The organism is Microtetraspora malaysiensis (assembly GCF_050947145.1).
Classification (GTDB): Bacteria; Actinomycetota; Actinomycetes; order Streptosporangiales; family Streptosporangiaceae; genus Microtetraspora_A; species Microtetraspora_A malaysiensis.
On the sequence record NZ_CP191998.1, the window covers coordinates 2,632,154 to 2,658,352 of the forward strand.

The following is a 26,199-nucleotide window of genomic DNA, read 5'->3' on the forward strand; positions in this document are numbered from 1 at the left end:
GTATGGAGATCCTCGTCACACTTGTCCCGCTGGTCGCGTTCCGTCACCCCGCGCACGCGTTCCGGTGCGACCCGGCGGGATCGCTCCTTCGGGGCCGAGGGCGAGCGCCGCCTCGGCGGCGGGGAGCGCCGCCGCGCGGTCCTCGGGGACCAGGCCGATCCTGGTCCGGCGATCGAGCAGGTCGTCCACATCGAGCGCGCCCTCGTGCCGCACCGCCCACACCAGCTCGGCGCGGGTGATCCCGGCGGCGACCGTCTTGCCCAGCGCCGGATCGCGCCGCGCCAGCTCCTGCACGGCCCCGGCCTCCCAGCCGTACCGCGCGACCAGGTCGGCGGGCGACACGCCGGGGTGCCGCGCTTCCGCGCCCGGAGCAGGCCGCGCGCCCACCAGCGGCAGCCGGGCGGTCCGGCTGCGCGGCGCCGTGGGGCAGGCCGCGTCGACCGCGTCCTCGGCCATCCGCCGGTAGGTGGTGAGCTTGCCGCCGACCACGGTCACGACGCCGTCGCGCGAGGTGATCACGGCGTGCCGCCGGGACAGGTCGGACGTGCGCCTGCCGTCCGGGTCGTCCGGCGCCTCCCCCGCGGTGAGGAGGGGGCGCAGCCCGGCGAAGGCGCCGGCCACGTCGGCCCGCCGTACCGGCTCGCGCAGGACCGAGTTCAGGACGTCCAGAAGGAACGCCACGTCGCTTTCGGGGGCCTCCGGGACGTCGGGTACCGGACCATCCACCGGCTCGTCCGTGAGGCCCACGTAGATCCGCCCGTCGGCCTGGGGGAGGACGAGTGCGAACCGGTTCCGCTCACCCGGGATCGGGACGTGCAGCCCGGCCCCGAGGCCGCCGAGAGCTCCGGGGCGCAGCACGAGGTGGGTCCCGCGCGACGGGCGCAGCTCCACCTCGGGGGACAGGCCGCCGGCCCACACTCCGGTCGCGTTGATCACCGCACGCGCCCTGACGCCGAACTCGGCGCCGGTCAGTTCGTCCCGCACCTGGGCGCCGTCGCCGGACAGCGCGATCGCGCGGCACCGGGTCAGGACGCGGGCGCCGTGGGCGGCGGCCGTGCGGGCGATCGCGACCACCAGCCGGGCGTCGTCCACGACCCGGCCGTCCCAGGACAGAAGCGCGCCGCGCAGGCCGTCCGCGCGCAGGGCGGGCGCCAGGCGGAGCGTCCGCTCCGCGGTCAGCCGCGACGGCCCGGGAAGCAGCGGGCGCGGGGTCCCGGCGGCCACGCGCAGCCCGTCGCCCAGGCGGTAGCCGGCCATCACGAACCGGGCCTGCGCCGACCGCACCGCGGGGGTGAGCGGCAGGAGGTACGGGTGCGCCCGCACCAGGTGGGGCGCGGTGTGGCGGAGCAGCGCACCCCGCTCGACCGCGCTCTCCCGGGCCACCCCGACCTGTCCGCTGGCCAGGTAGCGCAGCCCACCGTGGATCAGCTTGGAACTCCATCGTGAGGTGCCGAAGGCGAGGTCGTGGGCGTCGATCGCGGCGACCGAGAGCCCGCGCGCGGCCGCGTCGAGCGCCGCTCCCGCGCCGGTGGCCCCGAGGCCCACGACGAGCACGTCCACCACGCAGTCCCGGATCTCCGCGAGCTCGCGGGCACGCCGCGCCGCGTTCAGGGAGGAGCCCAACGCAACTCCTAAATCCTCATCTATTACTCTTTAGTAACCTAGCCTCAGAGGTGACGTCGTGGAACCACCGCAGCCCCCCGCGCAGATGTTCTGGTCCGGATGGGGAGACCCCGCCAAGGCCGCCGAGCTGCCCCCGCCCGTACGACGGCTGCTCGCCGACCTGCTGGGCGTCCGAATGCCCGAGACCCCGGCCGCGACCCTCGACGAGGTGCGGCCGCCCGCGTCCACGCTGCCCCCGGCCGCTCTGAAGGCGCTGTCGGCGGCCGTCGGCGAAGAGCACCTGCGCGTCGACGACGAGACGCGGATCCGGCACACGCGCGGCAAGTCCACCCCCGACCTGCTGCGGATGCGCGCGGGCGACGCCTCGGACGCGCCCGACGCGGTCGTGCTGCCCGGCTCGCACGACGAGGTGGCCGAGGTGCTGCGGGTGTGCGCGGAGCACCGCGTCGCGGTCGTGCCGTTCGGCGGCGGGACGTCGGTCGTCGGCGGCCTGGTCGCCGCGCGCGACGGGTTCGCCGGCGTCGTCGCGCTCGACGTGGCGCGGCTCGACCGGCTGGTCTCCGTCGACGCCGAGTCCATGGTCGCGGAGTTCGAGCCCGGCGTGCGCGCCCCGGAGGCCGAGCGGCTGCTCGCGGAGCACGGCTTCACGCTCGGCCACTTCCCGCAGTCCTTCGAGTACGCGACCCTCGGCGGCTTCGCGGCGGCCCGCTCCAGCGGCCAGGCGTCGGCGGGGTACGGCCGCTTCGACGACATGGTGGTCGGCCTGACCGTGGCCACGCCCCAGGGCACGCTCGACCTCGGCCGCGCGCCCAAGTCCGCCGCCGGGCCGGACCTGCGCCAGGTGATCCTCGGCTCCGAGGGGGCGTTCGGCGTGATCACCTCGCTCCGCCTCCGCGTACACCCCGTGCCCGAGGTCCGGGTGTACGAGGGGTGGCGGTTCGCGTCGTTCCCGGCGGGGGTCGCCGCGCTGCGCCGGCTGGCGCAGGAGGGGGCCGCGCCGACCGTGCTGCGGCTGTCGGACGAAACCGAGACCATGGTCGGCCTGGCCCGCCCGGAGGAGCTCGGCACGCTCGCCTCCGAGCCCGCCTGCCTGGTGATCGCCGGGTACGAGGGCACGCCCGGCGACGTGGCGTACCGCCGGGAGCGGGCGGCGGCGACGCTGGCCGAGACGGGCGGCGTCCCCCTCGGCCCCGAGCCGGGGGAGAAGTGGGCGCACGGCCGCTACTCCGCGCCCTATCTGCGCGACTCGCTGCTCGCCGCAGGAGCCACCGTGGAGACGCTGGAGACCGCCTGCTTCTGGTCCGGCCTCCCGCGCCTCTACGAGGCCGTACGGGAGGCGCTGACGGCCTCCCTGGGGTCACCGCTGATCATGTGCCACGTGTCCCACGTGTACGCCACCGGGGCCTCGCTGTACTTCACCGTGGTGACCGCGCAGTCGGACGACCCGGTCGCCCAGTGGGAGTCGGCCAAGGGGACGGTCAACGACGCGATCGGCCAGGCGGGCGGCACCGTCTCGCACCACCACGGCGTCGGCCGCGACCACCTCGGGGCGTACGCGCGGGAGATCGGGGAGCTGGGCGTCGCCGTCCTGCGGGGTGTCAAGGAGCGCCTCGACCCGGACGGGATTCTCAACCCGGGAATCCTGATCTCGTAGCGGCGCCGGTCATGATCAGGCAAAGATTGGGTCATGGCCGATGTGGATGTCGACGCCGGTTCGCGCACGTCCCGGAGCGCGCGGCAGTCCTCGCGCGTCTCGGAGGCGGGGGCGGGCTGGAACTGCCAGCAGATCGGCGCGTTCCAGAGCCTGCGGCCGAACGAGACGACCTTCACCTGGCTGCGGCCGCGCACGCTCTGGAGGTCGCGTAACGAGATCCTCGCCCAGCTGTTCGGCGACCCCTCGGGCGAGGTGCGCCACCGCTGGGTCGAGGCGCAGCGCGAGCGCGGCGTGGACCCCGATTTCCGGATAGTTCAGGACGTGGGGGAGGACTTCTCGTTCCTGGTGCTCGGCGACACCGGAGAGGGCGACGCCTCCCAATACGCCGTCGTTCCCGGCCTGCTCAAGGCGGGCGCCGGCACCGCGTTCGCGGTCATCGCCAGCGACGTGATCTACCCGACCGGCTCCGGCAACGAGTACCGCGACAAGTTCTTCCGGCCGTACAAGAACTATCGGGCGCCGATCTACGCCGTGCCGGGGAACCACGACTGGTACGACGGGCTGGGCGGCTTCATGCGGGTCTTCTGCGACGCCCCGCCGCTGCCCGAGCCGCGGCAGAGTTCCGGGCTGCGGGGGCTGCTGTGGAAGAGGCCCGAGAAGATCGACGAGGCGGCGCTGGCCGAGGCCCGCGAGATGCGCTCGGCGCCGGAGCAGCGGGCGGCCGTGCCCGCGCCGTACTGGGTGCTGGACCTCGGGCGGCTCCTCCTCGTGGGGATCGACACCGGCATCCGCGGCGACATCGACCGCGAGCAGGGGGAGTGGCTGCGCCGGGTCTCCGCCGACCCGCGGCCGAAGATCCTGATCACCGGCAAGCCCATCTACGTGCGCAACGAGTACCACCCCTGCGAGATCCAGGGCGGGGGGACCGTGGACGAGATCGTCCGCGACCCGGCGCACAACTACGTGGCGGCGATCGGCGGCGACGTCCACAACTACCAGCGCTTCCCGGTGCGGGTCGGCGACCGCGTCATCCAGTACGTCGTCTCGGGCGGCGGCGGCGCGTTCATGCACGCCACCCACACCATCCCGCGCGTCGACGTCGGCGGCGTCCACGAGGACGACTTCAAGTGCTACCCGCTGCGCGGCGACTCGCTGTCGTTCTACAGCCTGCTGTACAGCAGGCGGCTGCGCATGCGCTGGCTGTACCTCACCCCGGACGAGGGGCTCGCCCTGATGTCGCGGCAGGTCGGCAACGTCCCGCCGCGCACGATCGCCGCCGCCTCGGACGGCACGTCGCCGGTGCGGATCACGGCGCGGATGCGGTGGGCGGCCCGGATCCTCGGCGGCTGGCCGATGCCGTTCCATCTGCCCGTGGGCCGGGTCTTCCACCGATGGATCTCCGAGCTCTCCGACTGGGACACGCCCCCGTTCTTCAAGAACTTCCTGCACTTGTCGGTCAGCGGGGACGTGCTGCGGATCCGCTGCCTGGCCGCCACCGGATGCCTCGCCCAGGAGATCGACCCTCCGCTGGAGGACGAGATCGAGATCGGCCTGGCCGCCACCCCGTCCTGAGCCCGCGTGGCGCGCTGTTCGCACACGTTCATCGGGATCGAGGGAGCGCGGCGGGCTTCGCGAGGAGCGCGGGTTCCTTCGGGCGAAGTGACCGGCCCGGCCAGGTTCGTGGACATCCCACCAGCTGGGCAGGGCGGCGCGGCGGAATGTCGGTGGCGCCTGGCAGGCTGGGCGGGTGCAGGTGCTGGTCGCGGTGGATCCGGAGGGCGGGGGGACGATCCGTCCCCTCGGCGGTCCGGCGGAACGGGTCGGCGACCTGGCGGAGGCGGTGCGCGAGCTGGAGGCGGCCGTCCGCCCCCGATGGGTCTGGGCGGACGCGCGGCGGATCTACCCCGGCCTGCTCGCCCGGGGCGTACGGCTGTCGCGGTGCCACGACATCGCGCTCACTGAGGCGCTGCTGCTCGGCGCCGACGGCCGGTACGGCGAGCCCCGGTCGGCCGAGGCGGCGTACGCGCGGCTGCGCGGGCTCCCGGTGCCGCCGGACCGGGACGAGACGGCGGAGCCGGGCCAGGCGACACAGGGAAGTCTGTTCGAGCCCGAGGTGCCCGGGCGGGAGGCCCCGGAGGTCGCGGAGATCGACCTCGTCGGCGAGGTGTACGAGGACCAGCTCGCCCGGATCGCGCGCACCGGCCACCCGGGGCGGTTCCGGCTGCTGGTGGCGGCGGAGTCGGCGGGCGCGCTGATCGCGGCCGAGATGGGCCACGACGGCATGCCGTGGCGTGAGGACGTGCACGACGCGCTGCTGACCGAGCTGCTCGGCCCGCGTCCGGTCCACGGGATGCGCCCGTCCCGGCTTCAGGCGCTCGCGGACGAGATCTCCGCCGCCTTCGGCCATCCCGTCAACCCCGACTCTCCGCAGCAGATCGTCAAGGCGTTCAAGGGTGCGGGCATCCAGATCCCGTCGACCAGGTCGCGCGTCCTCGCGGGCGTCGACCATCCGGGCGTGGCCCCGCTGCTCGCGTACAAGGAGCTGGCCCGGCTGTACAGCTTCCACGGCTGGGTCTGGGCCGACCAGTGGGTGCGCGGCAACCGCTTCCGCGGCGAGTACGTGGTGGCCGGCGTCGTGTCCGGGCGGTGGGCGACGAGCGGCGGCGGCGCGCTGCAGATCCCCAAGGTCATGCGCCGGGTCGTGACGGCCGACCCCGGGTGGTCGCTGGTGGTCGCCGACGCCGCCCAGCTCGAACCCCGGGTGCTCGCCGCGATGGCCGGCGACCGGGGGCTGGCCATGGCGGCGGGCGAGATCGACCTGTACGCCGCGCTGGCCCAGGCGTTCGGCGGCGAGCGCGACTCCGCCAAGATCGCCATGCTGTCCGCGATGTACGGCGGCACCAGCGGTGACGCGCCCAAGCTGCTCGCCGTGATGCGGCAGCGCTTCCCGAAGGCGTACGCGTTCGTGGAGGACGCGGCGCGTGCGGGCGAGGAGGGGCGGCTGGTCAGGTCGTGGCTCGGCCGTACCTGCCCGCAGCCGTCCGCCCGGTGGCGGGAGCTGGTCTCCGGGCCGGACGGCACGCGGGCCGCCCGCGACCGCGGCCGGTTCACCCGCAACTTCGTCGTCCAGGCCACCGCCGCCGAGTGGGCGGCGACGCTCATGGCGGTGCTGCGCGGGCGGCTGCCGGAGCCGGCCCGGCTGGTGTTCTTCCAGCACGACGAGGTCATGGTGCACTGCCCGCTCAACCTGGCCGACGAGGTCCGGGCGGCGGTGGCGGCGGCGGCCGAGGAGGCGACCCGGCTGCTGTTCGGCGCGACGCCGGTCCGCTTCCCGATGGAGGCGGTCGCGGTCGCCCGCTACGCCGACGCCAAGTAGTGCCGCCCCCGCCATTCCCCGGCCTGGCCGTCTCCGGCATCACGCGGAAGCTCGTCGTCCTCACCGGCAAGAACAAGGGCAAGCATCCCTCGGCGGTCAGCGCCGGAGACGGTGGGCTGATCGCTGCCGACCCTTGGCGTCAGTGAGTGGGGGCCGGCCGGGCGGTCGCAGATTATTGCGTGTCAGGCGGCGCGCAGGAGGGCGGCCAGGTCGACAGGCATGGACATGGGCTGGGTGAGCCCGACGCCGGCTCGACCGGTGTTGCCCTCGGGGTAGCGGCCCAGGGCGGAACCGGGCGCGGCCACGATGATGCGGATGACCTGGCCCAGAGCTTCGCGCCGGTCCCGCCGGCGTACGGCCAGGGCGAACATGGCCAGGTGGTTGGCCGTGTGCGGCCAAGGCCAGGGCTGGGAAAGGATGTGTGCCCGTTCCAGGTGCCGCCACCGAGCCACGTCGTCGCCGGCGGTGCGGGCGGCGCGCATCTCGGCGCGGTAGGCGGCCCGCACGCGGGCGGGCATCGGACGGCCGATCAACGGAGATCCTCCTTGTGAGTGAAGCGGGTGGTCGTGCGAGCGAGAGACGACACCGGCTGTGGGTCTCAGTGGTGCCGGCCCCACGGCCGGGCCGCTAAAGGAACAAGAAGCCGATCGCGCCGGCGGCGATCAGCGTGCCCAGCGCGATGGCCGGCTGGCCCAGGCGGCGAAGCCGGGCAGTTCCTCCAGGGTGTGCAGCACGTACACGCCGAACGGCAGCAGCAGCGGCCAGGCGGCGTGCGCGGCGGGGGCGTCCAGCAGGCGGGCGGGACGGACAGAGGCGGCAGCGGACATCACGATCACTTGTCCACCAGTTCATGTGAATAGACCTTCATATGTGGAAGATAGCGAAGCCGGCTCGCATGCTGTCAAGATCCCGGCGGTGCCGAAATCGGGGGATCGTCGCCATGGGCCTGGCGAGCGGCAGCGCGGGCTACTGTTCCTGGCGCCGAACGCCAAGAGGAAGGACTGGGACCGGTCGCGGCTGCGGCCGAGGTACGCACACCACCCCGTCGCCGCAGGTCACGGTGGAATTCAAGGTTGTTCGCAAGGATTCCCCAGGGCCGGCCGCGCATCGTCGTCACAGAACCGGGATGCGGTCGTCGCCGGATCCACCTTCCCGGACCGGGGCGGCCACCGTTGCCAACGAAGGAGATCCCATGAAGAGCACGTTGCTACGCCTGACGGCTGCCTTGCTGTTCGCCGTGTCCGCAACGGCCGGTGGGGTGGTCGTCGCGTCGTCCGCGTCAGCCGATATGGTCCACTGCTGTTGATGAACACACCGTGCGGAGAAGTGCCTTTGAACGGGAAGCGCAGGGCTCGCCGAAGGTCCTTTCAGCGTCCCGTCAAAGGCACTTTTCACGTTCAGGAACGCTGGTCGGTGACCGCGGGGATGCCCTCCGGCTCCGGGTGGTGGCTCAGGTGGCGGCCGGGCGCTCGGCGGCCGGAGTGAGGCGGCGGGCGGCGACGACGAGCCAGACGGCGAACAGGCCGATGAGCACGGCTACGGCGGCTCCCAGGACGCCGTAGCCGGCGAAGCCGACGACCGCTCCGGCCAGGATCGTCCCGGTGGCGCCGCAGACGTTCATCAGGAGGTCGGACATGCCCTGGACGGCCGGGCGGTGCGCGATCTCCACCGCGTCGGTCAGCATCGCCGAGCCGGAGACGAGCCCGCACGACCAGCCGATGCCGAGCAGGAGGAGCCCCGCGCCGACCTGGGTCACGCGGTGGCCCCCCGATCCGGCGAGGACGGCGGCGCAGATCAGGACGCCCATGCCGATGAGCATGACGTTCCGCCTGCCGATCCGGTCCGCGAGCCAGCCGACGAGCGGGGACAGCACGTACATGCCGGCGATGTGGACGCTGATCACGATGCCGATGACCGAGATGGAGGCGCCCTCGTGGTCGAGGTGGACCGGCGTCATGGACATGACCGACACCATGGCGGTGTGGCTGACCGCGATGCCGGCGAGCGCGCGGCGGGCCTGCGGCGAGCGGCGGAGCACCTCCCAGGCGGTGCGGAGCGTCCGGCCACCCGCGTCCCGCGCGGCGGCGGGCCTCGCGGATTCAGCGGGCTTCGCAGATTCGGTGGACTCGGCGAGGTCGGTGGGCTCGGCGGGCGGCGCGGCGATCCGCCGGGCGAGGATGAACGGGTCGGGCCGCAGCCCGATGGCGACGATCAGCGCGGTCACCGCGAAGGTGAGCGCGGAGAGGGCGAACGGCCCGGCGGCCCCGGTCAGTCCCAGAGGCTCGGCCACCGCCTGCGCGGGCTTGACCAGGTTGGGCCCGGCCACGGTGCCGATGGTGGAGGCCCAGACCACCAGGGAGAGGTGGCGGGCGGCGTGCCCGGGCGGGGCCAGGTCGGTCGCGGAGTAGCGGGCGGCCAGGTTGCCCGCGCTGCCGCCGCCGACCAGGACGAGACCGGCGAGCAGGAGCTGCCACGACTCCAGCCCGATCGCCACGACCGCGACGACCGAGCCCAGCAGGGCGCAGACGTAGGCGAGGGTCAGCCCGGCCCGCCGTCCGCCCCGCCCGGCGGCCCGGGCGGTGGGCAACGCGAGCAGCGCCGCGCCGAGCACGGTGGCGGTCCCGGCGAATCCGGCGATCACCGTGGAGCCGGACAGCCGGCTCACGACCAGGGAGCTGAGGGCCAGCCCGACGGCGACGCCCGCCCCGCTGACGATCTGCGCCGCGGACAGCACGCCGAGCACGCGCCGCTGCACGCGGGACACATCTATGGGGATTTTGGTGGGGGTCGTCGTCATGCGTGAAGTTTGCCATGGTTCATTACCGGCAATCCCATCACGCTGGCGCGAAACTGCCCCAAACCGCCTTCCGTACACCGGCGGCGGAATCGCTCCAGTCGTAGTCGGGGGACGTGACGGCGACCGAGTACGCCTGGCCTTCCACCTCGATGTACCGGATGAGCCGGTGCATCGTGACCCGGCCGGAGGCGGTGTAGGTGTACTCCCACTCGGCGGCCGGCCACCGGTACTCGGTCTCGCCCAGGCGCACCTGCGTGTAGTCGTCGTACTTCGCGCGCTGCTCGGCGGCCTTGAGCGCGCTGAGGCCGCCGTCGGCGATCTTGCGGACGACGACGCTCTGCGCGCTGTCCTTGGGACCGGAGAAGGTGGTCGCGCCGGACTCCGTCGACACCGTCCAGCCCTTGGGTACGGCGACGGACACACCGCCGCCGGTCAGGACGGTGTAGCCCTTCGGGGTCTCGAAGCCGGCCGCCGTGCCCACGTCCCCGCCTCCGCCGCTCGTCGTGCCGCCGTCGGCGCTGTCCGTGCTGTCCGCGCTGTCCGCCTTCAGGGGAGCGGCGGTCGGTTGCCCGGCGGAGCGGACGCCCTTGTCGGCCGACCCTCCGGGGAGGATCAGCAGGACCACTGTGACGATCACGGCGACGATCGCGAGCGCCGCCACGGCGATCAGGATCGTGGACCTGCCCGTCCGCTCGCCGGACTGCCGCCGGCTCCCGGCGCGGCGGCGTCCGCCCGGCCGGCCGCCGTTCCTGGCCCGTCCGGCGGTCCCAGCGGTCGCGGCGGTCGGGTCTCCGGCGGTGCGGGCGGGGGTGGAAACCGCCTCGGCCGTCTCCGGGCCCGCGTGCGCCCCGGCCGCATCCGGGCCTGTGTGTGCCCAGGTCGGCGTCTTCTCGGCCGGTGCCTTCTCGCTCGCCGTCTTCTCGGTCGGCGCGGAACCGTCCGCGCTCCTGGACCCGCGCGACCTCCTGGCCATCCGGGACAGCCGCGAGCCCTTCGAGTCCGCGCCGGGATCCGGCTCGGGCCTGCTGTGCGCCCCCTCGGTGTGCTTCCTGACCCGTCCGGGACCGGTCGCGGACGGGTCGTCCGGGTCGAGGCCCAACGGCCCCGGCAGGTCGGAGGGCCCGGGCGCCGGCCACGCCTCGGCCCGGCGCTCCGGCGCGTGCATCGATCCGGAGGGCATGGCGAACGCGTCGAACGGCGCGGACGCCACGGGTGGCGCGGAGCCGAACGGGACGGAGGCGCCGTCCCGGCCGTGCCGTACGGGAAGGGGGGCGGCGAGAGGGTCGCCAGGCGGCGCGGCGGGGCCGCCCGTGGCGCTCGCCGGTCCCGCCGCTCCTCCCGGAGCGGGCGCGGCGCCGTCCCACGGGTGCGACCCGCTGGTGAGCCCGGCGGAATAGGGGCCCGACGGGCTCACCAGCGGGTCGGCGGGCACCCGGATCGGGCCGGACGGGGTCTCGATGATGCGCGACGGCAGCGGCCCCGAGGGCGCGTCGAGCGGCGGCAGCAGTTGCGCCGGGGTGGAGTCCTGCGGGGTCGGCATCGCGTTCCGGTGCCCCGGCGCGGACCCGCCCGCTCCGTGGGTCCGCAGGACCCGCTCCAGCATGTCGGCGACCTGCGCGGCCCCGATGCGGTCGGCGGGGTTCTTGCGGAGCAGGCCCTGAATGACGGGCAGCAGCGCGCCGGCCCGCCGCGGCCGGGCCGGTTCCCGCGTGAGCACCGAGCCGAGCACGGCGACCGCGTCCGCCCCCTCGTACGGCGGGCGGCCCTCGACGGCGGCGTAGAGCGTCGCGCCGAACGACCACAGGTCGGCGGCGTGCGTGATCGGGCGGCCCTGGAGCCGCTCCGGCGGGATGTACGCGGGCGACCCCATCAGCAGCCCGGTCTGGGTGATCGAGACGTCGCCCTCGATGGCGGCGATGCCGAAGTCGGTCAGTACGACCCGGTCGGCGGTGAGCAGCACGTTCCCCGGCTTGACGTCGCGGTGCAGGATCCCGGCCCCGTGCGCGTGTCGCAGCGCGTCCAGCACGCGCACGCCGATCTCGGCGGCCTGCACGACGGGCAGCGGCCCGCTCTGCCGTACGGCCTGCTCCAGGGACCAGGCGCGGACCAGCTCCATGACGATCCAGGGCCGCCCGTCCTCCTCGACCACGTCGTGGACGGTGACGATGCCGGGATGGCTGAGCCTGGCCGCGGAGCGCGCCTCGCGCAGCATGCGCTGGTGGGCGCCCTGCAGGCCCGCCTGGTCGAGGCCGAACGGCAGGAGGAGCTCCTTGACCGCGACGTCGCGGTCGAGCAGCACGTCATGGGCATGCCAGACCATGCCCATGCCGCCGCGGCCGACCGGTGAGAGGAGGCGGTAGCGCCTGCCGACGAGCCGTCCCTGCCCTTCGGGCACCGGTCCGGCCGTACTTCCTCCGATGGGACCTTGACCCTCCGGCATGGAGGGGACCATACCGAGCAGATGATCAGTTGTCATGCCCTGGCCCCCAATTCTGGCTCAGTCCGCACAAATCCCCCCAAGACCCGATCCGCGCGAATTCACAAGATATGTGAGGTAGGCAACCGATATTAGGGTCAAAGTTGGGTCAAAGGGAATTCATACGTCGGTCAGGGCCGCCAGCGCCGCCGTGAACGCCTCCATCGGAGGACTGACCAGCCCCGCTCCGACCTGGCCCGTTCCCGCCACCCGGCCCGCGATCCCCGTGTTGACGACCGGCAGCGTGCCGGTGCGGGCGACGAGGGTGACGTCGACGCCCACCGGCGTGCCGCGGAATCCGAGCCCCGGGATCTGGTACGCCGGATGCTCCGCCAACGTGATCTCGTACATCGAGGTCGTCGCCGCGACGGCGTCCGCCACGTCCCCGCCGACGAAGCGCACGATCGCCGGAGCGGCGGCCATGGCGAAGCCGCCGAGCCCCGTCGTCTCCGTGATCGTCGAGTCCCCGATGTCCGGATTGGCGTCGCCGGGGCCGTACGCGCCGAGGTAGAGGCCGTCGGGAACCCCGGCGGGGCCGGTGAACCAGCGATCCCCGAGCCCGGAAACCTGGATTCCGAAATCGGTTCCATTGCGGGCCATCGCCACCACGAGGCTGGAGCCGGGCACATCTCTGGCGGCGTCCGCGCTCACTTTCGCCGCCGCCATTCCCGCGTTCAGGAAGAAATGATCGTTCCCATTGATAAATCGCAACACCTCGGCGGCGTGCCCGGGAGCGGCCTCCACGACGGCGGGCGCGAGCTCCCGCACCATCAGCGACGTGGCCGCGCGGTTGCGGTTGTGGAGCTCGTCGCCCATCTGCAGGGCCTGCGCGATCAGTCCGCGCAGGTCGAGCGGCCCGTTCAGCGCGAGCGCCGCCTGGAGCGCGGGTCCGAGCACGTCGCCCATCCAGCGCAGCCGCTCGACGACCTCCGGTCCGTACGCGCCGTAGCGCAGCACCTTGCCCAGCCCCTCGTTGAGCGAGCAGTACGCGGTGCCGCCGTGCTCGGCGTCCGCGACCTCCAGCATCCACATCGACGGGCTCACCACGCCGGCCATCGGGCCGACCGTCCGATGGTGGTGACAGGAGTCCAGCGTGATGCCGGACCCGGCCGCGAGCCGCTCCTCGGCGTCCTCGGGTGAGGTGGCGAGCCCCTCGAAGAGCATCGCGCCGATCAGCGCCCCCCGCATCGGCCCCGAGGCGCGTTCCCACGAGATCGGCGGCCCCGCGTGCAGGAACGTGCCGGGCTCCAGACCCAGCGCCTCCCGGGCCCGCCGTACGCCGGCGAGCCGGGGCCGGGCGGACACCATCCGGCCGACGGCGAGCGCGTTGGCCCGCTCCCTGCGCGGGTCGGCGAGCGCCGCGGCCAGCGCGGCGGCGGTGCCGGGGACGGGCGGCCGCCAGTCCACGTCGGTCCTGGCCACGGCCTGCTGGTCCAGCGCCTCGCCGAGCAGCGCGGTCCCGGCCGTGATCACATGAGGTTCGCGACTCAGCATGGACAGCGTCGTCGGGTTCATCGCCCTCCTATCGGGGTCGGTCCGGACCGCGGACACCGGCCGGGCCGCTCTGTCGCGGATCGTTCTGGGACGCCTGGAGCGTCAGGAATGGACACGCGCCGCGGCCAGGTCGCGGGCGTGCCGCGCCGCCGCCGCGTTGGACGTGAACACCGCGGCGCCCGCCTCGTTCAGCCGGGCCGCCTGCGCGCGCAGCCCCTGCGGGTCGCCGTCCGTGCCGATGAGCGCGACGACCACGGCGACGCCGCGTCCGCACGCCCGCGCCACCGCCGGCGCCAGCCGCGCGGACGGGTCGGGGTCGGCCCCGTGGCCCAGCACCACGTCGAGGAGGACCACGCCGGACTCGACGGCGTCCAGCGCCTCCAGGCGGAGCGTCGGGTCGATCATCGGGTGGGCCCGCCCGCGCGTGTACGCGTCGTCGCCGAAGTCGGTGAACTCGCCGTTCCCCGCGATGACGGCGGCCTCCGCACACAGCGTGCCGCCCGAGTAGAGCCCGCGCAGCGGGCCGCGGCACTCCGAGCCCGGCGTGCCCGGGGCGCCGGGCGGCGCGGGCCAGCAGGGCCAGGCCGGCACCTCGCGGCCGAGCGCGCCGAGGACCTTCTCCACAGCGGTCGTGAGGTCGTCCTGCCCCGGCCCGAGCAGCGCGGTGACCAGCTTCGTGCCGAGCCCCAGATCCCGTACGGCGCCGGCCGCCTCGGGGGCGGGCGGTTTGGAGACGAGGAGGATCAGCTCGGTCGCCGGATCGGCGTCGAGCGCCCGCAACGCCTGGATCGCCGAGCGCCCGCCCACCTCAGCCGACAGGTCGCGCCCGCCCACACCGAGCAGGTGGCTGACACCGACGCCGGCCAGGTCGAGCAGGCTCGTCACCTGCTGTGCCCCCGTGCCGCTGGCGGCCACGACGCCGACCGGGCCGGGGCCGAGCACGTTGGCGAAGCCGAGCCCCGCGCCGCCGATCACGGCGGTGCCGCAGTCGGGCCCCATCACCAGCACGCCCTGCTCCCGGGCGCGGTCCTTGAGCAGGATCTCCTGCTCGACGGGCACGTTGTCGCTGAAGATCATGACGGAGAGCCCGGCCTCGACGGCGTCCAGCGCCTCCAGGAAGGCGTACTCCCCGGGGACACTGACCAGGGCGACTGTCGCCCCGCCGGACCCCGCCGCGTCCCGGGCCGCCGCGCGCGCCGCCGACCGGACGGTGCGCGGCGGCCGGTCCTCGTGTCGCGCCGCACCGGCCGCCTCGCGGGCCGCGAGCCGCCGCTCCAGCTCAGCCGCGGCCTCCTGTACGGCGTCGTCCGTCGAGGCCCTGATCGCGACGAGCAGGTCGCCCGGCGTGGCCGCGGGCACCGCGAATCCGGCGTCCCGGGCCAAGCCGACGTTGAGTTCGGTGGCCATCGCGACGATCGCGACGCTCACCCCGGGCAGCGCGGCGAGCGCCTGGCTGACCCGCATCAGGCTCACGGAGTCGCGGTAGACCCCCGCGCGCACTTCGACCAGATCGTTCACGGACGCTTCCTCCTGCTTCTTTGCCTCGCTTCGCTCGGCGGGCTCGGGGCGCCTTGAGTCGATGTCTTCCCTCGTCGCTCGGGGTCGCTCGTCCCTCGCTCCCCGCTCGCTCCTCAGTCCAGACACCGCCGCGCCCCTCGCTTCCCACTCGTACCTCAGACATCGTTCGGCGGGTTCGGAGCCGCTCGTTCCTCAGTCCAGACACCGCCGCGCCCCGAGCGTGATGGTTCGACGCCGTGACGATCGATGGCGCTCCCGTCGGGTCATCGGTTTGCGGGCCACGAGCGCAACGCGAGGACCGCGGCCAGCCCGGCCCGTATGCCCCAGGCGAGGTCGGCGCCCGAGGTGTGGCCGAGGCTCAGCAGGCGGTGCACCGCGGGGTCGAGCGGCTGGTGCCCGGCGATCGCGCGCAGCACGCCGAGCACCTCCGACCCGGCCTGGCCGCGCGCCGCGCAGTGCAGCAGCGTGGCCGATATGGGCGTCGTCCGGGTACGGGCGTCGTACGTCACGGCGGCGGCCAGCCAGTCGGCCAGCCAGATCGCGCGCGGCGCGCCCGCGGCGAGGCCGAGGTGGCGCAGCGCGACCAGCAGCCCGCACAGCATGTCGTCGCCGCTCGGCGTCAGCCCCGGCCCGAGTCCCAGCAGCCGCTCCGCCGCGACGATGCCGTCCACCAGGGAGCCCGCCAGGCAGCCGGAGGCCAGCAGGCCGGGCGCGCCGGCGACATCCAGGCCGGGCCGGCGCTGGGAGTGGTCGCAGATGTCGTCGAGGTGCGCCAGCGCGCGGGTCAGCCGGGACGGCTCCGCGCTCCCGAGCGGCGGCGCGGGGTCCCACCAGCGGCGCACCCGGATGCCGACGCCGCCCAGGCCTATGGAGCCCTCGCCGACCCAGCACTCGTCGCCCAGCGGAAGCCGGGCGAGCGGCGCCGCGACCACCACCGCGTTCGGCAGGCGCGCGGCCTCCCCGCTGACGAGGGCGATGACGTGCGGCTCGTACTCGCTCCTGACCTCCAGGTAGACGGCGAGCGGGAACGCCGCCAGCACACGGGCCGGACGGCGGGGCGATTCGAGCGCCGGGCGGAGCGCGATGCTGGCGGCTCCGCCGATCTGGGTGCGTCCTCCCACGCCTGTCGAGGGGCGGGGTGAGGAACGTCGTGCTCTCGGACGTGTGTCGACGGTCAACGAACCTCCCCGATAGCGCGCCTGAGCCGACGCTAGAACGCCGCCCTCGGGCTCCGTACGGAGAAAGCTGCCAACAGTGGGCCAAATGCTTGGCTCTTCCTGACAGTCGGATTGTTCGGCACAATCGGCGTCAGCCGCACAGATCTCCCGATACCCCCCCCGGAAGCTCTACCTCGGAGCGCACGATGACGAGCGATCCCGCCGCGCCGGCGATGAGACTGGCCAGCACAGGAACCATCCTCCACGGTGTCTCCGTAGGGGAGGTACTCGGCGTGTCGACCCTCGCGGACGCGCGCCTCATCGCCGGAAGATCCGGCCTCGACCGCATCGTGCAGCGCCTCAACGTCATGGAGGTGCCTGACATCCTGGCCTGGGTGAAGCCGCACGAGCTGCTGCTCACCACGGGCTACCCGCTGCGCAACACCCCGCAGTCGCTGGACCGGCTGGTGGCCGATCTCGACGAACGCGGGCTCGCCGCGCTGGCGATCAAGCTGGGCCGGTACCTCGACGAGCTGCCGGAGGAGATGGTCGAGCAGGCCGACCGGCTGGGCTTCCCGCTGATCCTGCTCCCCAACGACGTGGGGTTCGACGACATCCTCAACCAGGTGCTCACCGACATCCTGAACCGGCAGGCGGGCCTGCTCGCCAGGGCCGAGGAGGCGCACCGGGCGCTGGTGCAGATCGTGCTCGCCGGAGGCGGGATGCGCGAGGTCGCGGCCGAGGTGGCGGGGCTCCTCGACGTGGCCGTCGCGGCGCTGGACGCCGGGGGCCGCGTCCTGGCCACGGCCGGCGACGCCGAGCGGGTGGCGACGCTGCGCGCGACCTGCCAGGCGGCGGAGGGCGCGGTGACGGCCGTGGGGACCGTGTCCGCGCCGGCCCAGGAGCGGCCGCGCGCCGCCGCCCTGGCCACGGCGCAGGAGCGCCACTACGCCGTGGTGCCCGTCGTGGCGGGCGGCCACCACCACGGCAGGATCGTGGCGTTCAGCGACTCCGGCACGCTGACGCCCAGCGACGTCGGCATCCTGGAGCGCGCCGCGACCGTGGCCGCCCTCGTCGTGACCAAGCAGGAGGCGGTGACCGCCGTCGAGAGCAAGTACCGCGCCGACTTCCTGCGGGACGTGCTCATCGGCAGGGGCGGCACCCGCGTCGCCGAGCGCGCCCGCGCGTTCGGCTGGGATCTGGAGCGCCGGGTCAGCGTGCTGGTCGCGGAGATCGACCCGGACACGGAGGAACGCTCCACCCAGGACCGCATGCTCGCCGCCTGGCAGTCCGCCGTGCGCAGGTACGACCCGCGCGGCGCGGTCGCCGGGTTCTCCCACGAGGTCGTCGCCGTCATCGGCGCGGACGTGGACACCGTCCGCCTGGCCAAGGACGCGCTCGCCGCCGTCTCCGACTGCACGTTCTCCACCGGCCTGAGCCGGGTCGCCGGGGGCGCGGACCTGCTCCCCGGCGCGTACGGTCAGGCGCTCAAAGCCGCGCGGGTGGGCCGTCAGCTCCACGGGGCGGGCGCGGTCGCGCACTTCGACGAGCTCGGCGTGTACCGCCTGCTGTCCCTGGTGAACGACACCGAGGAGCTGCACGCCTTCGTCCGCGAGACGCTCGGGTCGCTGGCCGGGGACGGCGACGTGGAGAACGCGGACCTGCGCCGGACCCTTCAGGTGCTGCTGGAGACCAACCTCAACGTCGCGGAGACCGCCCGGCGGCTGCACTTCCACTACAACACGCTGCGCTATCGGATCGGGAAGCTCGAGCGGATGCTCGGCAACTTCACCGAGGACGCGCACCTGCGGCTCAACCTGACGCTGGCGCTGCACGTCCTGCGTATGCGCGGCATCTGAGCGCGCCCCTCCCTCCCGGGGCTCCTGGGTCGTGTCTGACAAATCAAGCCCTGCTGCGCGCGGCCCAGACGGCGCCTCGCTGCGTTGTCGCCCCACCCACGAAAATTCCTCGCAGGCTCGGACTTTCCGCGGGGCCCGGGATCGTCGGCCGTAGGCTCCGCTACGGCCTCCTCCTCCGCCTTGCGATGCATCCATCTGGATCCACGCTCGCTACGGGCAGCATTTGTCAGACACTCCTAAGCTTGCGCCCGTGAAAGAGACATTCGAGCTGCGCGGCGACTACATCCCGCTCTGCGACCTGCTGAAGTACTGCTACGTCACGGAGACGGGCGGCGCGGCGAAGCACCTGATCGCCGAGGGGAACGTCCGGGTGGACGGCGCGGTCGAGCTGCGCAAGGCATGCAAGATCCGGGCCGGCCAGGTCGTCACCGGGGAGGGCTTCGAGATCCGCGTCGTCGCCCCGGGCGAGTGAACCGGCGCGCACCGCTCAGCCGGCCGGCGTGACCGGGTACCGGATGATCGTCTTCATCTTCTCCGGCGCGGTGCGACCCGGCACCGACAGGTAGATCTCGTGGTGGTTGCCGTTGATCGTGTGGCCGCCCTCCTCCAGGAAGGTGTGCAGCCGTTCGAGGGTGGCGGCCTCGGTGCTGTACGGGCCGACGTGCAGGATCTGGCCGCACCACCCCTCGCGCAGGGTCTCCAGCCGCACTCGATCGATCGGCGACGACGGCTTCTTCTTCCGCGCGGTCGCGACCGCGTCGTCGAAGAACATCGCCACGCCGGCCTGCGGCGGCTGCATGATCATCATCGTCCACTGCCACAGGTCCCGGTGCGCGGTGAAGTCGGACCGATGATCCTCTTCCGTCCACCACAGGCCCTGCAACGGCATCACCGGATATTCCATGACACCGGCGCCCTTCAGGGCGAAACGGATCGCGTACGCCACGCCGTACAACGCCTCGACGGCGGAGGCGTAGCCGGGTGAGGACGGATCCCCGGCGCCGTCGATCATGAGATAGGGCAGCTCGGGCGCCAGCACCAGCCCCGGCTCCGGCTTGGCCGTGTACAGCTCGCGATACTCCTTCTTGACGTCGGTCTTCGGCGTGCTCATGGGATTCGTCCTCTCCTCCGGGCGGTGCGCCCTCATGGACGCGGGCGTCGGCGCACATGCTGATGTCTCCCCCGGGGGGAGGGTCCAGCGGGAGGACATCGGAGGATGTGATATTCACGGTGCCGCGCGGGCGCGCAATGCGATTGCTGCCGATCGACTCTGGTTTGGCACAAGATGCCCGTGTGTAATGGCAATCGCGGGCCTAATGTGCCCGCAACAGCAGTGCCGCGCTGGGATGCCCACGGGGTGGCCACCGGACGTCGGCCCAGGTAACAGAGGGGCATGCATGGCTTTCGGCTGGAAATTGCACGGCGACGGGAAGACCCTGCCACCGGGTGAGGTCGTAAAACCGAACGAGAGACTGAGCTGGCCGCGCATGGTCGGCTTCGGCGCCCAGCACGTGATCGCGATGTTCGGCGCTACCTTCGTGTTCCCCCTGGTCATGGGGTTGGACGCGAACCTCGCCATCATGATGTCGGGTGTCGCCACGATCCTGTTCCTGCTCATGGTGCAGGGGAAGATCCCGAGCTATCTCGGCACCTCGGCGTCGTTCGTCGGAGCCGTGGCCGCCATCCGGGCCGCGCAGGGCGACAGCGCCACGGTCACCGGCGCGATCCTGGTCGCCGGTCTGGTGCTCGCGGTCGTGGGCGTCGTGATCCACTACCTGGGCGTGCAGATCATTCACAAGATCTTCCCGCCGGTCGTGACCGGCGCGGTGGTCATGCTGATCGGGTTCGGCCTGGCCTATGTCGTCGCCGACGTCTACTGGCCGCAGGACCACTGGGTCGCCCTGATCACCATGGCCGCGACCGCGCTGTTCCTGGTGGTCTTCAAGGGGTTCCTCGGCCGGATCGGCATCCTGCTCGGTCTCGTCTTCGGGTACGTCCTGTCCTGGGTACTGGACATGACCGCCGGCAAGATCACCGCGCCCACGGGCAGCGGCGAGATCACGTCGCACTTCCGGGTCGATTTCAGCAGCGTGGAGAAGGCGTCCTGGATCGGGCTCCCGGAGTTCCACGGGCCCACCTTCAAAGTGTCGGCGATCATCGTCGTGCTGCCCGCCGTCATCGCGCTCATCGCGGAGAACGTCGGCCACGTCAAGGCCGTGGGTGAGATGACCGGCGCGGACGTCGACCCCTACATGGGCCGCGCCGTCGCGGCCGACGGCATCGCCACGGTCGTCGCGACCTCCGTGGGCGGCTCGCCCACCACCACGTACGCGGAGAACATCGGCGTCATGGCGGCCACGAGGGTCTACTCGACCGCCGCCTACTACGTCGCGGCGGTCATCGCGATCCTGTTCGGCCTGATCCCGAAGTTCGGCGCGCTCGTCGCCGCCACGCCCGGCGGCGTGCTCGGCGGCATCACCGTCATCCTGTACGGCATGATCGGCTTGCTGGGCGCGAAGATCTGGATCGAGAACCGGGTGGACTTCTCCGACCCGGTGAACATGGTGCCGATCGGCGCCGGGATCATCCTCGCCATCGGACCGGTCACCCACCTGATCACCGGCGACTTCGCGCTGGCCGGCATCGCCCTGGGCACCATCGTGGTCCTCGGCGGCTACCACCTGCTCCGTGCGCTCGCGCACGGCCCGAGGAAGGAGGTCTCCGGTGGGGAGATCGGATTCGAGCGGGATGCGGCGAGCTGACCGGCGGGCCGCTCAGGCCACGCCGTACGGGAGCGCGACCGCCTCGTGAAGCCGCCTCCGTTCGCGTACCACGCCCCGGTCTCGGTGGACGAGGCGCTCGCCGCCCTGGCCGAGACCGGGCCGCACGGCAAGGTGCTGGCGGGCGGTCAGAGCCTCATCCCGCTGCTCAACATGCGGCTGGCCGCGCCGTCCCACCTCGTGGACATCAACCGGATCGGCGAACTGGACACGATCGCCGCCCGTCCCGGCGGCGTACGTGTGGGGGCGCTGGCCCGGCACGCGGCGGTCGAGCGCTCGGCCGCCGCGGCGGCGGTCCTGCCGCTCCTGCGCCAGGCGCTCGCGCTGGTCGCGCACCCGATGATCAGGAACCGGGGGACCGTGGTCGGCAGCCTCGTCCACGCCGACCCGTCCGCCGAGATGCCCGCCGTCCTCGCCCTCCTCGGCGGGTCCGTACGGCTCGCGCGGCTCGGCGGCGAGCGGGAGGTCGCGGCGGCCGACTTCTTCACCGGCCCGATGGAGTCGGCGATCGGGCCCGGGGAGCTCGCGGTGTCGGCGTTCTTCCCGGTGCCGCCGCCGCGCTCGGGCACCGCGTTCCGTGAGGTCGCCCGGCGGCACGGCGATTACGCGGTGGCGGGCATGGCCGCGCTGGTCACGCTCGACGAGGATCTGCGGATCGCCGCCGCCCGGGTCGCCTGCGTGAGCGTCGGCCCGGCCCCGGTCGTGATCGACCTGTCCGACGCGTGCGGCCGGCGGCCGGCCGCGTCCGTCTCCTGGGACGCCGTCGCGGCGGCCGTACGGGACGGGATCGACCCCGACGGGGACATCCACGCGACGGCCGAGTACCGGAGGCACCTGACGGGCGTGCTGGCCGTACGCGCGCTCAAGGACGCGGCGCGGAACGCGGGAACGGAGGCCGTCGATGAGTGAGGAAACCACCCGGTATCTCGTCACCCTCGTGGTCAACGGCGTGATCAGGGAGGCGGCAGTGCCCGCGCGGCGGCTGCTCTCCGACTTCCTCCGCCACGACCTGGGGCTGACCGGCACGCACGTGGGCTGCGAGCACGGCGTCTGCGGCGCGTGCACGGTCCTGCTTGACGGCGAGCCGGTACGGTCCTGCCTCACATTCGCGGTGACGGTGGACGGCCACGAGGTCACCACCGTGGAGGGCCTGGCCGGGGACGGCGAGCTCTCTCCCGTGCAGCGCGCCTTCACCGAGTGCCACGGCCTGCAGTGCGGCTTCTGCACCCCCGGCTTCCTCTGCGCGGTGACGGCCTTCCTGCGGGACAACCCGGCGCCCACCGAGGAGGAGGCGCTGGAGGCCGTCTCCGGCAACCTGTGCCGGTGCACCGGCTACCAGAACATCGTCAAGGCCGTACACCGGGCCGCGGAGATCCAGGCGGAGACCCAGGTCCGGCCGGAGGACCGAGGGGGCAGGGCGTGACCACGAAGCTCTTCGGCGAGCCGGTCCAGCGGCGCGAGGACGCCCGGCTGGTCACCGGCCAGGGCCACTACCTGGACGATTTCGGGCCGGGCGCACTGGCGGCCGCCTTCGTCCGGTCGCCGCACGCGCACGCGCGCATCAAGGACATCGACGTGTCGGCCGCGCTCGACGTGGAGGGCCTGGTCGCCGTCTACACCTGGGAGGACCTGCCCGGCGCGCTGGCCGAGCCGCTGCCGCTGCTGATCCCGCACCCCGCGCTCACCCACGGCCGTACGGCGTACCCGCTGGCCAGGGACATCGTGCGGCACGTCGGCGAGCCCGTGGTGATGGTGGTCGCCGAGGACCGCTACCTCGCCGAGGACGCCTGCGCGCTCATCGAGGTCGAGTACGAGTTCCTCAAGCCGGTCGTCGGCGTGGAGGAGGCGGTGCAGGGCGCCCACCTCGTCCACGAGGACGTGCCCGGCAACGTCGGCGCGCACCTGGTCCAGGAGGTGCCGTCACGGGAGGGCCGGTCGGCGGCCGACGCGATCGACGCCGCACCGCACCGGCTGGAGTTCCGGCTCGACATCGAGCGCAGCGCGAGCATGCCCCTCGAAGGCCGCGGCGTGTACGCCCGCTGGGACGCCGGCGACGGGTCGCTGCGGGTCTATTCCTCCACCCAGACGTCCACCAGCGTGCGGATGGCGGTCGCCGCCAAGCTCGGGCTGCCGCTGCCCAAGGTCGAGGTGATCGCCCCCGACGTCGGTGGCGGCTTCGGCGTGAAGATCGTGCACCCGTGGCCGGAGGAGATCCTCGTGCCCTGGGCGGCCCGGACGCTCGGCCGCGAGGTCAAGTGGACGGAGGACCGGCGCGAGCACTTCGTCTCCTCGGCGCACGAGCGGGCCCAGGTGCAGCACGTCAGGGTCGGCTTCGACGACGAGGGCCGCGTCCTCGGCCTGGACGTGACCATCCTGCACGACCACGGTGCGTACACGCCGTACGGGATCATCGTGCCGATCATCACCTCCACCCAGCTGCTCGGGCCGTACAAGATCGGGGCCTACCGGGTGGAGTTCTCCTCGATCTACACCAACACCGTGCAGGTCACGCCGTACCGGGGCGCGGGCCGCCCGCAGGCCGTCTTCTGCATGGAACGGACGCTGGACCGCGTCGCCGCGTATCTCGGGAAGGACCGGACCGAGGTCCGGGCGGCCAACTTCATCGGGCCGGACGAGTTCCCCTACGACCAGGGCCTGATCTTTCAGGACGGGCGGCCGCTCGTCTACGACAGCGGGAACTACCCCGAGTCGCTGCGGATGCTCAAGGAGATGGTCGGCTGGGACTCCTTCCCCGAGATGAAGGCGCGCGCCGCCGCCGAGGGCCGCCGCATCGGCATCGGCATCGGCTGCTACGTCGAGGGCACCGGCGTCGGGCCGTACGAGGGCGGCCACGTGCAGGTCACCTCCGACGGCCGGGTCCACGTCTCGACCGGCCTGACCTCGCAGGGGCAGGGCCACGAGACCGTGTTCGCGCAGATCGCGGCCACCGAGCTGGGCGTGCCGATCGAGCGGGTGTCCGTCGTCACCGGCGACACCCGCCGCTTCGGGTACGCCGTCGGGACCTTCGCCTCCCGCGCCGCGGTGATGAGCGGCAACGCGATCGCGCTCGCCTGCCGGAAGGTGCGCGAGAAGGCGCTGCGCATCGCGGCGGACGCCCTGGAGGCCGACCCGCGCGACCTGGAGATCACCGACGGGATCGTCCACGTCGCCGGGACACCGTCCGCGTCGATCCCCCTCGCCACCGTGGCCGTGCTGTCCAACCCGCTCCGGTACGCGTTCGACGAGGAGGCCAAGCGCGCCACCCAGTTCTCCGGGACGTCCGCGCTGGACCGGCCGCCGGTGGACGAAGGGGAGGAGCCGGGCCTGGAAGGGCGGGACTACTACTCGCCGATCAGGTCCACGTTCGCCTCCGGCATGCACGCCGCGATCGTGGAGACGGACCCGGAGACCGCCGAGATCACGATTTTGCGGTACGCCGTCGTCCACGACTGCGGCAAGCTGATCAACCCGATGATCGTGGAGGGGCAGATCCACGGCGGCGTCGCCCAGGGAGTGGGCGGGGCGCTCTACGAGAAGATGGTCTACGACGAGCACGGCCAGTTGCTGAACGCCTCGTTCATGGACTTCCTGATGCCCTACGCGACCGAGGTGCCGCGGATCGAGACCGCCCACCTGGAGACGCCCTCACCGCTGAACCCGCTGGGCATCAAGGGCGCGGGCGAGGCCGGCGTGATCCCCGTGTCCGCCGTGATCGCCTCGGCGATCGAGGACGCCGAGGGCATCCCCATCGATCGGATGCCCATCTCGCCGTCCGACCTGCACACCCTGCGCCTACGGCTCGCGGGGTGAAGAAGGGGTGCCGGACCCGCACCTGACCTTCAGCGCACCAGCCCGAGCATGAGATGGAGTGCCTCGTCGATTTCGAGCAGTTCGGCCGGTGAGAGCCGACCGGCGAAGGAGCCGAGCCGCTCTGGCGCGACTGCGGCGGTCTGCTCCACCATGACCCGGGTGGACTTGCCGAGCAGTTCGATCTCGGGGCGGAAGGATGTGGGGCGGGCGCTGGTCGACGTCGGGGCGACGAGCAGTGTCGAGAGCGCCGGGACGAAGTCGGACTGGAGCACCACGGCGAACCGTTCGCCCCTCTGTTCGTGCTTCATGGCGTCCAGGGCCGCACGCAGGCGGTAGACATCACCACGCACGAAGCGACTCCATGTCGCGCATGATCGCTCGGGCTTCCTCGCGATCGTCCGGGTCGTCGGCGACGGCGAGGGCCTCGCGACGCGCTGTTTCCGCGCGTCGCAGGCGCCAGGCCATCACGATCGCTTCGCGGATGACCTCGTCGGGAGCTTGACCGTCGGCTGTGAGTTCGGCCAGCGCGGCTTCGGTGCGCTGGTCGGCCTGGAAGGTAACCACCCTCATATCTTCAGCGTACGACACGGGTTCCCGTAGCCCTTTGCGACAATTAGTGAGCGACCGATTTCGATGTGTGTTTGGCGTTGCTGGAGCCGGCCGGTGTCCGCCGCCCGGCTCCGTGGTGGTCATGTCGGGACATATCGCTCAATGAGGGGAAACGTCCACTGTGAGGCGCTTGCGGAAGACCCAGTAGGTCCAGCCCTGGTACGCGAGCACGCCGGGCAGCGCGAGCAGGCCGATCCAGGTCAGCATCGTCAGCGTGTACGGCGCCGACGCCGCCTCGGCCACCGTGAGCCCCGGCAGGGGGGCGGGCCACAGGGCGCCGAACAGCGCGGCCGCGGTCAGCGTGATCGACAGCGCTGTGGCGGCGAAGGCCCAGCCCTCGCGCCGCCGCCACACCAGGGCCACCCCCGCCGTCAGCGTCGCCATCGCGAGCAGGGCGCAGGCCCACAGCCAGGGCGAGGTGGACCAGTTCGGGACATCCATGGCCGACCCGGGCACGGACGGCAGCGCGACGATGCCGACCGGGATGGCGGCGGCCGAGGTGAACAGGGCCGCCCGGCGGGCCCGGCCGCGCACCGCCCCCGACGTCTTCAACGTCACGAACACCGCGCCGTGCAGGATCGCGACCGACAGGGACAGCACGCCGCCGAGGACGGTCGCGAACGCCGTGCCGTACAGGAGGTTGCCGAAGACGGCGCCCCACAGGAAGGCGGTGAGGACGCTGCCGATGACGATCCCCGCGTCGCACAGCGCGCGCTCGCGTCCGGAGCGGACCTTGCCGCGCCACTCCAGGCCGACGCCGCGCACGATCAGCGCGGCCACGATGAGAACCATCGGCAGGTAGTAGGTGCTGAGCAGGCCCGAGTACCACGCCGGGAACGCGGCGAACATCGCCCCCACGGCCGTGATCAGCCAGACCTCGTTGCCGTCCCAGACGGGTCCGATCGTGCCGAGGACCTGGCGGCGCTCGGCGTCGCTCCGGGAGATCAGCGGGAGCAGCGCGCCGACGCCGAAGTCGAACCCTTCGAGCACGAAGTAACCGGTCCAGAAGAACGCGATGAGAATGAACCAGAACGTCGTCATCGTAG

General features: G+C 72.9%; 22 protein-coding genes. 10 read left to right on the forward strand and 12 right to left on the reverse strand.

All coding sequences use genetic code 11. The features are described 5' to 3' along the window. Positions 1–15: 15 nt before the first annotated feature. Positions 16–1,623 carry a glycerol-3-phosphate dehydrogenase/oxidase gene (locus ACQP1V_RS12700; RefSeq protein ID WP_433422291.1) on the reverse strand — a complete coding sequence of 536 codons (1,608 nt, stop codon included), beginning with the start codon at positions 1,621–1,623 and terminating at the stop codon, positions 16–18. A gap of 85 nt (positions 1,624–1,708) precedes the next feature. Between ACQP1V_RS12700 and ACQP1V_RS12705 the strand changes: the two genes are divergently transcribed. The 4 genes from ACQP1V_RS12705 to ACQP1V_RS12720 all read left to right on the forward strand — a co-directional run bounded on the left by ACQP1V_RS12705 (position 1,709) and on the right by ACQP1V_RS12720 (position 6,799). After that, entirely contained in the window at positions 1,709–3,277 is a 1,569-nt protein-coding gene (locus ACQP1V_RS12705; RefSeq protein WP_433425818.1) for an FAD-binding oxidoreductase, read from the forward strand. Positions 3,278–3,310: 33 nt separating this feature from the next. Continuing rightward, a complete protein-coding gene (locus ACQP1V_RS12710) occupies positions 3,311–4,849 on the forward strand; it encodes a metallophosphoesterase family protein (RefSeq protein WP_433422293.1) in 1,539 nt (512 codons plus the stop codon). A gap of 175 nt (positions 4,850–5,024) precedes the next feature. Continuing rightward, a complete protein-coding gene (locus ACQP1V_RS12715; RefSeq protein WP_433422296.1) occupies positions 5,025–6,653 on the forward strand; it encodes a bifunctional 3'-5' exonuclease/DNA polymerase in 1,629 nt (542 codons plus the stop codon). After that, the gene (locus ACQP1V_RS12720) at positions 6,653–6,799 is read left to right on the forward strand and encodes a hypothetical protein (RefSeq protein WP_433422299.1); all 147 of its coding nucleotides are present in this window, start codon (positions 6,653–6,655) and stop codon (positions 6,797–6,799) included. The genes ACQP1V_RS12715 and ACQP1V_RS12720 overlap by 1 nt, the downstream gene beginning before the upstream one ends. A 36-nt stretch (positions 6,800–6,835) precedes the next feature. On the opposite strand, the gene ACQP1V_RS12725 is transcribed toward ACQP1V_RS12720, so the two are convergent. The 7 genes from ACQP1V_RS12725 to ACQP1V_RS12755 all read right to left on the reverse strand — a co-directional run bounded on the left by ACQP1V_RS12725 (position 6,836) and on the right by ACQP1V_RS12755 (position 16,059). Next, on the reverse strand, positions 6,836–7,186 hold the full coding sequence (locus ACQP1V_RS12725; RefSeq protein WP_433422302.1) for a DUF3703 domain-containing protein: 351 nt from the start codon (positions 7,184–7,186) through the stop codon (positions 6,836–6,838). A gap of 129 nt (positions 7,187–7,315) precedes the next feature. Then, positions 7,316–7,489 (reverse strand): hypothetical protein, encoded by a 174-nt coding sequence (locus tag ACQP1V_RS12730; protein WP_433422304.1) that lies wholly within the window; start codon positions 7,487–7,489, stop codon positions 7,316–7,318. Between the two features lie 614 nt (positions 7,490–8,103). Next, positions 8,104–9,450 carry an MFS transporter gene (locus tag ACQP1V_RS12735; protein WP_433422307.1) on the reverse strand — a complete coding sequence of 449 codons (1,347 nt, stop codon included), beginning with the start codon at positions 9,448–9,450 and terminating at the stop codon, positions 8,104–8,106. A 37-nt stretch (positions 9,451–9,487) separates the two neighbouring features. After that, positions 9,488–11,845 carry a protein kinase domain-containing protein gene (locus tag ACQP1V_RS12740; RefSeq protein ID WP_433422310.1) on the reverse strand — a complete coding sequence of 786 codons (2,358 nt, stop codon included), beginning with the start codon at positions 11,843–11,845 and terminating at the stop codon, positions 9,488–9,490. A gap of 201 nt (positions 11,846–12,046) precedes the next feature. Beyond that, positions 12,047–13,441, reverse strand: coding sequence for a DUF1116 domain-containing protein (locus ACQP1V_RS12745; protein ID WP_433422313.1), 1,395 nt, complete (start codon positions 13,439–13,441; stop codon positions 12,047–12,049). An 81-nt stretch (positions 13,442–13,522) separates the two neighbouring features. Next, the gene (locus tag ACQP1V_RS12750; RefSeq protein WP_433422316.1) at positions 13,523–14,938 is read right to left on the reverse strand and encodes an FdrA family protein; all 1,416 of its coding nucleotides are present in this window, start codon (positions 14,936–14,938) and stop codon (positions 13,523–13,525) included. Positions 14,939–15,201: 263 nt separating this feature from the next. Continuing rightward, complete coding sequence (locus ACQP1V_RS12755; RefSeq protein ID WP_433422319.1) at positions 15,202–16,059, reverse strand: DUF2877 domain-containing protein; 858 nt, start codon at positions 16,057–16,059, stop codon at positions 15,202–15,204. Positions 16,060–16,301: 242 nt separating this feature from the next. On the opposite strand from ACQP1V_RS12755, the gene ACQP1V_RS12760 reads away from it, so the two are divergent. Together ACQP1V_RS12760 and ACQP1V_RS12765 are read left to right on the forward strand one after the other, a co-directional pair. Beyond that, positions 16,302–17,954: a PucR family transcriptional regulator gene (locus tag ACQP1V_RS12760; RefSeq protein WP_433422321.1), complete on the forward strand. Its 1,653-nt coding sequence runs from the start codon at positions 16,302–16,304 to the stop codon at positions 17,952–17,954. A gap of 250 nt (positions 17,955–18,204) precedes the next feature. Then, complete coding sequence (locus ACQP1V_RS12765; protein WP_067131403.1) at positions 18,205–18,426, forward strand: RNA-binding S4 domain-containing protein; 222 nt, start codon at positions 18,205–18,207, stop codon at positions 18,424–18,426. Positions 18,427–18,441: 15 nt separating this feature from the next. Here ACQP1V_RS12765 and ACQP1V_RS12770 read toward each other — a convergent pair whose 3' ends face one another. Then, positions 18,442–19,065, reverse strand: coding sequence for a GyrI-like domain-containing protein (locus tag ACQP1V_RS12770; RefSeq protein WP_433422324.1), 624 nt, complete (start codon positions 19,063–19,065; stop codon positions 18,442–18,444). A gap of 286 nt (positions 19,066–19,351) precedes the next feature. On the opposite strand from ACQP1V_RS12770, the gene ACQP1V_RS12775 reads away from it, so the two are divergent. Genes ACQP1V_RS12775 through cutA form a run of 4 tightly spaced genes read left to right on the forward strand, consistent with a single transcriptional unit; the run spans position 19,352 to position 24,544 of the window. After that, positions 19,352–20,716: a uracil-xanthine permease family protein gene (locus ACQP1V_RS12775; protein WP_433422327.1), complete on the forward strand. Its 1,365-nt coding sequence runs from the start codon at positions 19,352–19,354 to the stop codon at positions 20,714–20,716. A 45-nt stretch (positions 20,717–20,761) separates the two neighbouring features. Then, positions 20,762–21,643 (forward strand): FAD binding domain-containing protein, encoded by an 882-nt coding sequence (locus ACQP1V_RS12780; RefSeq protein WP_433422329.1) that lies wholly within the window; start codon positions 20,762–20,764, stop codon positions 21,641–21,643. Continuing rightward, positions 21,636–22,157, forward strand: coding sequence for a (2Fe-2S)-binding protein (locus tag ACQP1V_RS12785; protein WP_433422332.1), 522 nt, complete (start codon positions 21,636–21,638; stop codon positions 22,155–22,157). The genes ACQP1V_RS12780 and ACQP1V_RS12785 overlap by 8 nt, the downstream gene beginning before the upstream one ends. Further along, entirely contained in the window at positions 22,154–24,544 is a 2,391-nt protein-coding gene (gene cutA / locus ACQP1V_RS12790) for an aerobic carbon-monoxide dehydrogenase large subunit (protein ID WP_433422334.1), read from the forward strand. The genes ACQP1V_RS12785 and cutA overlap by 4 nt, the downstream gene beginning before the upstream one ends. A gap of 29 nt (positions 24,545–24,573) precedes the next feature. Here cutA and ACQP1V_RS12795 read toward each other — a convergent pair whose 3' ends face one another. From ACQP1V_RS12795 to cydB, 3 genes are all read right to left on the reverse strand, one after another. Then, complete coding sequence (locus ACQP1V_RS12795) at positions 24,574–24,894, reverse strand: type II toxin-antitoxin system PemK/MazF family toxin (RefSeq protein WP_433422337.1); 321 nt, start codon at positions 24,892–24,894, stop codon at positions 24,574–24,576. Then, positions 24,884–25,108, reverse strand: a complete 225-nt coding sequence (locus ACQP1V_RS12800; protein WP_387414759.1) for a hypothetical protein — start codon at positions 25,106–25,108, stop codon at positions 24,884–24,886. The genes ACQP1V_RS12795 and ACQP1V_RS12800 overlap by 11 nt, the downstream gene beginning before the upstream one ends. A 144-nt stretch (positions 25,109–25,252) precedes the next feature. Continuing rightward, a complete protein-coding gene (cydB, locus tag ACQP1V_RS12805; RefSeq protein ID WP_433422340.1) occupies positions 25,253–26,194 on the reverse strand; it encodes a cytochrome d ubiquinol oxidase subunit II in 942 nt (313 codons plus the stop codon). Positions 26,195–26,199: the final 5 nt, after the last annotated feature.

Bases quoted from the DNA above. Each gene is read 5' to 3' on its own strand.
- ACQP1V_RS12705 (WP_433425818.1), top strand. From the start codon at position 1,709: ATGTTCTGGTCCGGATGGGGAGACCCCGCCAAGGCCGCCGAGCTGCCC.
- ACQP1V_RS12710 (WP_433422293.1), top strand. From the start codon at position 3,311: ATGGCCGATGTGGATGTCGACGCCGGTTCGCGCACGTCCCGGAGCGCG.
- ACQP1V_RS12735 (WP_433422307.1), bottom strand. From the start codon at position 9,450: ATGACGACGACCCCCACCAAAATCCCCATAGATGTGTCCCGCGTGCAG.
- ACQP1V_RS12745 (WP_433422313.1), bottom strand. From the start codon at position 13,441: ATGAACCCGACGACGCTGTCCATGCTGAGTCGCGAACCTCATGTGATC.
- ACQP1V_RS12760 (WP_433422321.1), top strand. From the start codon at position 16,302: ATGACGAGCGATCCCGCCGCGCCGGCGATGAGACTGGCCAGCACAGGA.
- ACQP1V_RS12770 (WP_433422324.1), bottom strand. From the start codon at position 19,065: ATGAGCACGCCGAAGACCGACGTCAAGAAGGAGTATCGCGAGCTGTAC.
- ACQP1V_RS12775 (WP_433422327.1), top strand. From the start codon at position 19,352: ATGGCTTTCGGCTGGAAATTGCACGGCGACGGGAAGACCCTGCCACCG.
- ACQP1V_RS12785 (WP_433422332.1), top strand. From the start codon at position 21,636: ATGAGTGAGGAAACCACCCGGTATCTCGTCACCCTCGTGGTCAACGGC.
- cydB (WP_433422340.1), bottom strand. From the start codon at position 26,194: ATGACGACGTTCTGGTTCATTCTCATCGCGTTCTTCTGGACCGGTTAC.